2 protein-coding genes are annotated in these 1,349 nt (G+C 80.5%); both read right to left on the reverse strand.

Going from position 1 to position 1,349, the window contains the following annotated elements; all coding sequences use genetic code 11:
• A partial coding sequence (locus tag ABEB16_RS21500; RefSeq protein WP_345714216.1) for a hypothetical protein occupies positions 1-654 on the reverse strand: 654 nt, incomplete at its 3' end.
• A gap of 26 nt (positions 655-680) precedes the next feature.
• Positions 681-1,349: MFS transporter (locus ABEB16_RS21505; RefSeq protein WP_486336001.1), on the reverse strand; the 669-nt coding region annotated here is incomplete at its 5' end.

Here is a 1,349-nt window from a genome sequence, read left to right on the forward strand (position 1 = left end):
CTCCTCCTGCCGCCAGCGCACCGCGGCGGCCTCCAGCTGCTCGGCGGTGCGCACCAGGCGCCCCGCCGAGCGGGTGAGGGCCGTGGCGGCGTCGGCGGGGTCCCCGGTGCGCCCGGGCGAGGCGCCCGGCAGCTCGTCGGCGTGGTGGGCCCGGCCCACCGCCACCACCCGGCAGAAGGCGGCCGCCCGCTCGAACGTCACGGCCAGGTCGCCCCCCGCCACACCGGTGAGGACCGCGTCGACGAGCGCCACCACCTCCGCCGGCCCGGGCGGCTCCGCGACACCGGCGACGACCTCGTGCACGGGAGCCCGCCGGCGCCCCTCGCCGAACTGCCGGGCCACCGCCACCGCGTCGCCGCGCACCCACGTGCGCAGCGCGTACAGCCGCCACAGCGCACCGGGCAGCGAGTCCGGCGGGGAGTCCGCCCACAGGGAGGCGATCAGGTCGATGCCCTCCTCCTCGGCGAGGCGGACGACGCGCCGGGTCACCTCCGCGTCCCCGGCGGCGCGGACCCCGCGCACGAGGGCGACGGCCACGGCGTGGGCGGCCTCCTCGCGCTCGGCGGGGTCCAGGCCGCCGGCCACGGCGGCCAGCGCGTCCGGCCCGCGCAGGACGGGGCGGTGGTGGCGGCGGGGGTCAGCGGGACCGGGCACCGGCAGAGCGTAGGACGGCCGCGGCCTCAGGACCGCCCGGAGGCGGGGGCGGGGCGCTGCGGCCGGTCGCCGCGGTGGATACCCGCGGGCCGGGCCGCACGGGGCGCGGTCAGCACCAGCGCCAGCGCCGCGAACCCCGCGCTGACCAGCGCGAGGGGGACGGCACCGGTGACCAGGAGGCGGCCACCCACCCACGCACCGGCGGCGATGCCCACGTTGAACATCGCGTTCACCACGGCCGGTGCCGCGCCGGGGACCGCGCTGGCGCGCAGGGCGGCCGTCTGCAGCAGCGTCGCCAGGGAGCCGAAGACCGCCCCCCACACGACCACGACGGCGACGGTGGCCGCGGTGGGCGCGGAGGTGGCCCACAGGGCGGCGAGGGCGAGCAGGCAGGCGGCGGTGCCGGTGGTGGCGGTGCGCAGGGCGGCCAGCGGGTGGCGGTCGGCGACGGCACCGGCCAGCCACAGCCCCCCGAAGCTGGCGAGCCCGTAGCCCAGCAGGACCGGGCCCACGGCCGCCGGGGCGACGCCCGCGTCCCGCACCAGCGGCGTGATGTAGGTGTACGTGCAGTAGTGGCCCAGCGTGAGCGCGGCCGTGGTGAGCGCGACGAGCAGCAGCGCCCGGCCGCGCAGCGCCCCCAGCACGCCCAGCTCCAGCGCCACCCGCTCGTCGGCGCAGCGGCCCTGCACCCCGCC

The sequence above is a fragment of the Kineococcus glutinatus genome, from assembly GCF_039542765.1.
Taxonomy (GTDB): Bacteria; Actinomycetota; Actinomycetes; order Actinomycetales; family Kineococcaceae; genus Kineococcus_A; species Kineococcus_A glutinatus.